The 8,438-nt window shown below is 59.1% G+C and carries 7 protein-coding genes; 4 read left to right on the forward strand and 3 right to left on the reverse strand.

All coding sequences use genetic code 11. The features are described 5' to 3' along the window. Nucleotides 1-382 precede the first annotated feature (382 nt). Entirely contained in the window at nt 383-2,179 is a 1,797-nt protein-coding gene (locus QM659_RS16595; RefSeq protein WP_415189274.1) for an ABC transporter ATP-binding protein, read from the forward strand. A gap of 495 nt (nt 2,180-2,674) precedes the next feature. Here QM659_RS16595 and QM659_RS16600 read toward each other — a convergent pair whose 3' ends face one another. Continuing rightward, nucleotides 2,675-2,968 (reverse strand): general stress protein, encoded by a 294-nt coding sequence (locus tag QM659_RS16600; RefSeq protein ID WP_013419904.1) that lies wholly within the window; start codon nt 2,966-2,968, stop codon nt 2,675-2,677. 243 nt (nt 2,969-3,211) lie between these two features. Beyond that, on the reverse strand, nt 3,212-4,396 hold the full coding sequence (locus tag QM659_RS16605; protein ID WP_415189275.1) for a type III PLP-dependent enzyme: 1,185 nt from the start codon (nt 4,394-4,396) through the stop codon (nt 3,212-3,214). Nucleotides 4,397-5,169: 773 nt separating this feature from the next. Between QM659_RS16605 and QM659_RS16610 the strand changes: the two genes are divergently transcribed. Then, nucleotides 5,170-5,562 carry a response regulator gene (locus tag QM659_RS16610; protein WP_303484282.1) on the forward strand — a complete coding sequence of 131 codons (393 nt, stop codon included), beginning with the start codon at nt 5,170-5,172 and terminating at the stop codon, nt 5,560-5,562. 7 nt (nt 5,563-5,569) lie between these two features. On the opposite strand, the gene QM659_RS16615 is transcribed toward QM659_RS16610, so the two are convergent. Further along, complete coding sequence (locus QM659_RS16615) at nt 5,570-7,141, reverse strand: cation:proton antiporter (protein ID WP_415189276.1); 1,572 nt, start codon at nt 7,139-7,141, stop codon at nt 5,570-5,572. A 121-nt stretch (nt 7,142-7,262) separates the two neighbouring features. On the opposite strand from QM659_RS16615, the gene QM659_RS16620 reads away from it, so the two are divergent. After that, on the forward strand, nt 7,263-7,718 hold the full coding sequence (locus tag QM659_RS16620) for a DUF3429 domain-containing protein (protein WP_127078262.1): 456 nt from the start codon (nt 7,263-7,265) through the stop codon (nt 7,716-7,718). 202 nt (nt 7,719-7,920) lie between these two features. Beyond that, on the forward strand, nt 7,921-8,271 hold the full coding sequence (locus QM659_RS16625; protein ID WP_245434056.1) for a BA14K family protein: 351 nt from the start codon (nt 7,921-7,923) through the stop codon (nt 8,269-8,271). Nucleotides 8,272-8,438: the final 167 nt, after the last annotated feature.

The following is an 8,438-nucleotide window of genomic DNA, read 5'->3' on the forward strand; positions in this document are numbered from 1 at the left end:
GAGCAGCGGAATCATAATCCGCGTGTCGGGGGTTCGAGTCCCTCCTCCGCTACCAACATTACCCCCCTTTGAAAAAGAGGCTGATCGTCTGGAAGCGGGCATGGGTTGCGCGCCGATCTCGACCCGACTCGCAGGATCCCATCGGCGTATATGGCCGAATGAAACAACCGCACCGGCAATTTAACCATCGATAAATACTGGAGGTGAGAGCCCTCTGGCGCAGGCGGCGTGGGCCCGGGGACCGGCACGCGCATGGCATTTGGTATTGAGCGTGCGGGCGACGAGCGAAAAAATAGTCGAATACCTTGACGGGGCCATCATTAGATTTTATTGGCCTAAATGCCGAATTTCGACTTGGAAGGGCAAGGGCAGAGCTGAAATTATGACCACTTTTCGTTCGAAGTTTATTTCTCTATTCAAGGTATTCGGAGATGACGATTTCCGGGTGTTCGTTTCTATTTTTAAATCGTACTTTCCCTTATACAAATATAAATATGCCATCATCTTTGTCTTGATAGGAATTTCTTCCTATGCCACTGCCATGGCCGCGTGGCTTGTGCGCGATGTCGTTAACGATTTTTTTGTGAATAAACAGGGCCAGTATCTGGTTCCCCTCTTTCTCATGATCGTCGCGCTCTTCATTGCGAAAGGCGCTTCGTCATACTGGCAAGCCGTGCTTTCAGCGCGCATCGCGAATGATATGGTCGCACGCACGCAAGAGCGAATACTGTCTCATATCCTGGCTCAGCGTGTGCGCTTCTTCGAGCGCTATTCGTCGGACGACCTCACGATGCGGACCAATATGGGCGCATCGTCTTTTGGCACCATTCTCAACCAGGTTGTTTTGAACGGTGCGCGCGATGGAGCAACCGTATTGGCACTCCTTGTTGTCATGGTTGCTCAAGATCTTACGCTGACCTTGATCTGCCTGCTCGCCGTGCCAGCCGTTTTTTTTGCGATCACACGTCTGCTGAAACGTATCAAGGCACTGATGCAGCAGGAGATGCTCTCGGTCGCCGAGCTGAACAAGCACGTGCGGGAAGTCGTGCAAGGGGTGAAGGTCATAAAGTCATACAATCTGGAGACGATTATCAAGTCCGAGGTCGGCACGGTTATTGAGAGTATTAAAGACAGATCGAATAAGGTATCCGCGCTTCAGACTGCCCCCGTGCCCATCATCGATACAATCGGCGGCGTCGGCATCGGCCTCACAATTCTTTACGCGGGGTATCGCTCCGTTTATGGCGTCTACGATCCGGGGACGTTTCTCTCGTTCGTAACGGCGCTCCTTCTCGCGCTCGATCCGGCACGACGGCTCAGCCAACTTCGGGTTTCTCTAAAGACGTCGCTTGTTGGCGTCGGGATGGTGCATGACCTGCTGGCCGACAACGAGCCGGACCAGACAAATGTCGCTGGCATCCAAAAGGCACCGCCAGCGAAATCCGAGGTGGGGATGGCGATCGAGATGAAAGATGTTCGGTTCGCTTACAATTCGGGCGGTGACGTCCTTCGGAACCTGTCGCTCGATGTGAAGCCCGGAGAGATGATCGCCCTCGTGGGCCCTTCGGGCGCAGGAAAATCCACGGTGTTTTCACTACTCTTGCGCTTCCACCCTCATCAATCGGGCGAAATCCGCATCGGCGGCAGCCCGATAGAAACAATTCCAGTTCCCGAGCTTCGAGACCTTATCGCGTATGTCGGGCAATCGAACTTCATCTTCAGCGGGACGATTCGAGAGAACTTGACACTGAGACGAGCTGGCGTTTCCCAGGAAAAAATCGATGAAGCCTGCAAGACGGTGGGGCTAAGCGATTTCATTGCAGGTCTGCCGAATGGGTACGAGACATTCGTGGGTGAACTCGGCTCCCTCATATCGGGCGGGCAGGCGCAACGTCTCAACATCGCGCGCGCCATTATCAAGGACGCCCCCATACTTCTGTTCGATGAAGTGACGTCTGCCCTGGACGCCGACAATGAAGAACTCGTTCGCGGATACATGCATTCACAAGCGGGGAAGAAAACCATCCTTGTCATTGCGCATAGAATTTCCACGGTGCGGCAGGCCGACAAGATTGCGCTGGTCGAAGGCGGGATGGTAAAGGCGTTCGGCAGCCATCAGGATCTGATGCGCGGTAGCGAGTATTATCAGCGCGCTGCTGGCTTGCAGCTGCTGTCCTGATCGATCGGGGCAGTGAGGGTCTTATCTGCGCTTTCGTTCGCCGGGCCACCCTCATTGTTTTCAGGAAAGATCCAAATTGGGCTTCGCGGATCACCGTCGAAGGCGCTACGCCCTGCCTCTTCGACCAGCACGAACCGGTCAAGAATTCGCGCCGAGTGGAAATTCCCCAAGGCGATTCATGATGGCCGGAATCCGCCCTAACAGGTGCTGAAAAGCGGTGACAGCGGAACCCGGATTCGCTGCTGAAGCCTTTCGATAGGAGTTTGCTGTAGCCGCGGGGCGCCTTCCGTATCTTCTTTTATCGAAAGCGCGCTGGCTCATGGCCTTCGATGACGAAGCGAGCAATCGATCCTGACGAGGCCCATCGATGAAGGTCTGGCTTTGACCGAAGCGAGCGCGCCCTTCCGGCTGCCCCGCAGCACTGTCCAGAACCAAAAGAAAACCCCGCCAACTGACGGGGTTTCTTATGAGACGGATCGTCTTGGTGCGTAAGCGTCAGACTTGCGAGCGGCTTTCACGGGACTTCCCCCCGTGGCTCGCCTGTCCGCCCTTACGGCCAGCCTGCGCGGCGAGGTCGCGGTTTCGCGAGAAACTGCGGTTTTCGTCCGACACGTTCTGACCGCCCTTGCGACCGGCTTCGGCGGCAAGCGAGCGGTTCTGGCTGAAGCTTCTCTTTTCGTTCGGGACGCTTTGCCCGCCCTTCGAAGCGATGGCGCGTTGCTTTTCGGCGTCCATGGAGGCGAAACCTCTGTTCGAGGTCGAACCTTTCTTGGGAGTTTGGGAGGCCATTCAAGCTCCTATCATACCGTTTGCATAGTCTCAGACTGAGACTTTACGCTGCTAACAGCCCGCTTCCGCCATGGTTCCGCTGATCCCGCGAAGAATTTGCGCAGGCGCGACAGATTTTCTTCACGTTTTTGTCAAGACAAGCTTCAGGTCGCAGAACGCGAAAGGCCGCCGGACGGGAAAAAGTCCGGCGGCCTGGAAGGTCGAGCTCTCGCTTTACTTGGAAGTCAAGTTGCAGGCAAAAAGCTAAAGCGCTGCCGATATCGACGTTGCTCCGACATCTTCGCCATACATCGACAACATCGGCTCATCGGCAAGAACCACCTCGTCATAATAGCCGCAGCCGTTGAAGTGGCTCGCCATCACGCGACCATACGCACCGATATTGCCGATTTCGATGAAGTCGCCCTCATCGATGTTTTCGGGCAGCAGGAACGGCCCCTCAAGATAGTCGGCGCTATCGCAGGTCGGGCCGTAAAGGTCGAACTCCCGCTTGCGACCGCTCATCTCGTGGCCGTTTGCGTCGAAGGCACGGGTCGGAAATACCCACTTGCAATGCGCCGCATCGTAAAGGGTGCCGAACGCGCCGTCATTGATGAAGAGCGTATTGCCCCGGCGGCTGTCCACCCGCACGATCACGGATTCGGACTCGGCGACAAGGGCGCGGCCCGGCTCGCACCAAAGTTCGCAGTTATAGGTGACGAGCATCTGGTCGAACGCGTCGCGGATCTCGTCCATATAGGCATCGAGCGCGGGCGGCTCGCGACCCGGATAGACCGAGGGAAAGCCGCCGCCGACATCCACGATGTCGACGAGCGTCGCCGCCCGCGCGATCTGCTTCGACACGGTGCGAAGCACCTGGCCGTAGCCTTCGGGGCACATCATCTGCGACCCGGCGTGGAACGACACGCCGAGCGCTTCCGCATTCTGGCGCGTGCGCCGGATGAGATCCGGGGCATCGCTCCACTGCGCGCCGAATTTGCCCTCAAGCGAAATCTCGCTGTAGGTCGAAGGACAGGCTACACGCACGACGAGCGTCAGATCCTTCGCGTTGCCGGTGACGGCAAGGATCTTTTCGAGCTCGGCTTCGGAATCGAGCGAGAAGGTTCTCACGCCGAAGTCGAAATACGCTTCGGAGATGAACTTTCGCGATTTGATCGGATGCATGATGTGCATCTTCGCGCCCGGCAGATTCGCAATGGTGCGAAGCTCCGTTGCGGAAGCGACATCGAAATGCCGGATCCCCGCGCCGAAGAGCGAATTAAGGGCCTTTGGCGAATCATTCGCCTTGACCGCATAAAGCGTCTCTCCCGGAAAATTGTCCAGAAACCAGCGCGCAGCACGAGCTGCCGCATGCGGACGGAATCCGAGTACGGGGCGATCTACTTGAAGCTTGCGGAGAACCTCCGCCGGCGTCGGGTAAATGTCCATCGCATGGGACCTCCCATTTAAGAGTTAATCCGATGCTGCTGACGAACGCTTCACCGCGCGATGCGGAGTTTGCCAGACAGGCTATTTCTGCACGTTCAGCATACGGGAGACGGAACAAGTCCCGACCCAAGTCGCAGCCTTTATGAGCAGAAGTCACCTCCCCGGCGCCCTGATGTGGCGCAATCGTTTCGCAATCGAGCTGCTTTAAGTGGCTATAACGGCCCCGAGGTCAAGCCCTTTTTTCGCGAGGGGAGAAAAATCCGACGGCGTGATGTGTTCCGAACGCGGAGCATTGGAAAAAGTCGTTATTAATCATAGGCATTCATGCGGCCGACACGATGCGGTGCGGGAGGCCGCCCTCGCCGTGGACCCCGCAAAATTCGGCTCCGAATCTCACAACAGACGACCGCTTGCGGGCTCGCCAAGACCACGCTTCGAACCGCTGCGGCCTCAAGGGGATCGGGGGGCCTTGCACTGTCCGTCCGCAACGCGATTGCGGACGTATACGATTGTTTGAGAGCATGCGTTCAAAAGAGAGCGGGACTGAAGGCGCCGCACTAGGAAACGGTTCATCACAACACAGGGTTTCACTGCGATTGGTGGCATACCATGGTACAACCTCAGCTCCATTTCGCTTGCTGAATCCAACAATTCTCCGAAAGGACCGCGGAAAAAGTCGGCACATCAGGAAACCTACTCGCAGGTCTCATTTGGAATTTTTGCAAGTGACCCCAAATTGGTTGGATATTTCTCGCTTTGGATATGCGGACAGAATGAGTTCCGATTCTGAAATGCCCTTGCAGGGAGCAAAAATCCTCGTAGCCGAGGACGACGCGATCCTCGCATTCGATATCAGCATCATGCTGCAGAAGGCGGGGGCGGTGATCCTGGGGCCGGCCGTCACGCTGAAGCACACGATGACCATTGCCTCCGATACGCCGATGTCCGCAGCGCTGCTCGACGTAAGCCTGCGCGGCGAGGAGGTCTTCCCGGCGGCGCGTGTTCTCACGGAGCGTGGCGTTGGCGTGGTTTTCTACACCGGTTACGCCGAGGTGGACAAGCTCAGGCGAGAGTGGCCCCTGGCCGAGGTGCTGACAAAGCCGGCACCCCCTCGTCGCCTGGTGAACGCGGTGGCCCGAGCCTGGGGCGAAAACGCCGTCGTCTGAAAAGGGATCAACTCCTGAAGACCGAGCGCGAGGTGTAAAGCTCGGTTCGGTCCAGCACCTCCTCGACCCGGAAATACGCCTCCGTGCCGATCTGACCGTTCGTCAGCAGTTTCGCCAGCGCCTGACGCGAGGCGGTGACCGTCCGCTGGTGCAGAAGATCGTGTTCGCTGGCCTCCATCGTCGGCAATCCGGATGCGAGAAGCGCGCCTGTGTCGTTCCACCTGGCCAAGGCTGCGTTATACTCGATCCGCAGCGCATCGGCGTAGGCGGACGTCTCTCCCTCAAGCGCCTGAAGCCCCGCCTCCAGCGCCTTCCTTCTTGCAAATGCGGTTTCCGCATCGACCTGATTGTCGTTCGGCAGCCTCAGGATGCGGACAAGCGGCGCAAGGGTCAGCCCCTGAGCGAGCAGCGTTCCGAGCACAACGACGAAAGCCACGAATTGTATGAGTTCGCGCTCCGGGAATCCGGCCGGCAAGGCAAGGGCAGCCGCGAGCGTCAGCACGCCGCGCATGCCGCTCCACCCGACAACCAGGCTGCCGCGCAGAGATGGCCTCAGGAACATCCGGTTCGCCCTGCTGGGAAACGCGCGATAGGTCGAACGCAGCACCGTGTTGAAAGTCAGCACCCAGGCGAGGCGGACAAGGATCACCGTCGCGAGGACGATGAGCGCGACCACGAAGTAATGCGACCGTTCTGCCGGCGTGAGCGGCGAAAGAAGCGGTCCGAGTTGAAAGCCGAGCAGCGTGAACCCAAGAACGTTCGTGAAGAAGATCGCGGTGCGCCAGACCCACCGCGACTGGACGCGGATGACCGTATCCGTGCCCGGCACAGCAAAACGCATCAGCCCGATCCCAAAGGCGACGATGGTCAAGACCGGAGACAAATCCAGTTTCTCCGCCAGCATCCAAACGCCAAGCACCGCGCAGAACTGAAGCACGATGCTGGACGCGGGATCGCGGACGAAGGCCACAAGCCGCACACAAAGCCACACGCAGGCAAGCCCGGCCACAACGCTGGCGAAGATGCTGAGCACGTAAGCGAAGGCGACGGGGGCGATGTCGTCGCTCCCCTGGGTCGCGACCCTCACGGCAATCGAAAAAATCAACAGAGCGCTGGCATCGTTGAAAAGGCTCTCTCCTTCGAGGATTTGCAGGATCCGGTGCGGAATTCTCACCTGCCGCAGCACGGCGGTCGCCGCCACGGCATCCGGCGGCGAAACGATCGCTCCGAGTGCGATTGCCGCCGCCCAGGGCACCTGAGGTTCGAGGGAGTGAAAGACCATCGCTACGGCGGCGGTCGTGACCGCCACGGCGGCGACCACCAGCGTCACGATCGGAAGACGGTTATCCTTGAGATCGCGGGGCGAAACCTCGCAGGCGGCGATGAAAAGAGCGGGGGCGACGAACACGAGAAGCGCGAACTGCGAATCCAGTTCGAAGCGGGGTATGTTCGGAAGCAACCCGACCGCCGCCCCGCCGAGCGCGAGCAGCGCCGGATAGGGCATCGACAACTTGGCGGCGACACGGGTGAGGAAGACGGCCCCGACCAGCAGGGCAACGAGAAAAGCGAAAAGGTCCACTTCAAAATCCGATGCTTACGCGCCGCTTTTGCGAAGCTCTGCAGCGGCGCAAGTTTCAAGCATGGCGTCTGCGGTAAATTAATGGCGCGTATAATAATTTCCCCGCGCGGAGGAAATCGCAATGCCGGTGCCGTCGAACGTGAAAGCCTCTCAAGCCATGCCTTTTCCGGCGCGCGCTATCGGGCTTGCCTGCCTTCTTCCTTTCACCATGGGCGCCCTCGCCGTGTGTCTGGCGCCCGAAATCAGGGCTGAAGCCGCTTCCGCGCTGATCGTTTACGGCGCCATCGTGCTGTCGTTTCTCGGCGGTGTCCGTTGGGGGTTCGCTGTGGTGGACGAAAGCCAGGCGAGCTGGAGCGCCTACGGGCTGGCAGCCATTCCGTCCCTGATGGCGTGGATTGGCGCGGTAAGCGGCGGCCCCGACGGTCTCGGCATCCTCGCGCTGGCGCTCACGGTCTGGTTTTTCGTCGAAAGGGCCGCCCCACCCGCATTGCCGCTGCCTGCCTGGTATGGGCGGGTGCGGGGCGTGCTCACCACCATCGCAACGCTGTCGCTCGGCGTGGCCGCTTTTTCATGGTAAATAAACGGTAATATGCTCAACCCTTGGCCGAGCTGCGGAACCATCTTATCTTTTGGTGCGTTGGGCAGTTTAGTGTTCAGAGAGGGTTAACATGTCCCAAACTTTTAAAGTATCCTGCGCGGCGGCGGCGCTTGGTGCTGCTATGACCTTGGCGTCGTATTCTGCTAGTTCGGCTCCGCTTGTGTCCGGTCTGGAGAGCGCAATGTCTTCGGGCGCGATGACCGTACAATATCCCGGCGGTCCGAAACACCACAAACCCGGTTTCAAACCAGGCCCGAAGCCCGGCCCCGGATACGGTCCCGGCCCGCGCGGTCGTCACTGGGGGAACCGTCATCGCGGTCCCAGCGGTGCAGCCGTCGGACTTGGCATTGCCGGCGCGATCATTGGCGGCGCCATCATCGCCAACGAGGCCAACCGCGCTTATGCCGCTCCGCCGCCCGGCGCCTATGATGACGGCTACGGTCGTTGTGCCGCGACGTTCCGGTCCTTCAACCCGAACACCGGCACCTATATCGATCTGAACGGCTACGAACGGCCGTGCCCCTATCTTTAAACTTATGCGTGACAGGTTCCTGCGATCGGCCTTTCAGGGCTGATCGCAGAAAACCGCGACCCCGCGACGGGGCCGCAAATTCCGATGCGGGCTTCGATGGCGACCTCTTCATGCCGCGCGTGGGGAAAAGTGTGTCGTGATTTGTTCGGCGTTCGCAGGTCTAGGTG

It is taken from the genome of Rhodomicrobium sp. (assembly GCF_047605405.1).
In the GTDB taxonomy this organism is placed as follows: Bacteria; Pseudomonadota; Alphaproteobacteria; order Rhizobiales; family Rhodomicrobiaceae; genus Rhodomicrobium; species Rhodomicrobium lacus.

Excerpts from the sequence above, each read along its gene's own strand:
- QM659_RS16610 (WP_303484282.1), top strand. The coding sequence starts at position 5,170 with ATGAGTTCCGATTCTGAAATGCCCTTGCAGGGAGCAAAAATCCTCGTA.
- QM659_RS16620 (WP_127078262.1), top strand. The coding sequence starts at position 7,263 with ATGCCGGTGCCGTCGAACGTGAAAGCCTCTCAAGCCATGCCTTTTCCG.
- QM659_RS16595 (WP_415189274.1), top strand. The coding sequence starts at position 383 with ATGACCACTTTTCGTTCGAAGTTTATTTCTCTATTCAAGGTATTCGGA.
- QM659_RS16605 (WP_415189275.1), bottom strand. The coding sequence starts at position 4,396 with ATGGACATTTACCCGACGCCGGCGGAGGTTCTCCGCAAGCTTCAAGTA.
- QM659_RS16625 (WP_245434056.1), top strand. The coding sequence starts at position 7,921 with ATGTCTTCGGGCGCGATGACCGTACAATATCCCGGCGGTCCGAAACAC.
- QM659_RS16600 (WP_013419904.1), bottom strand. The coding sequence starts at position 2,968 with ATGGCCTCCCAAACTCCCAAGAAAGGTTCGACCTCGAACAGAGGTTTC.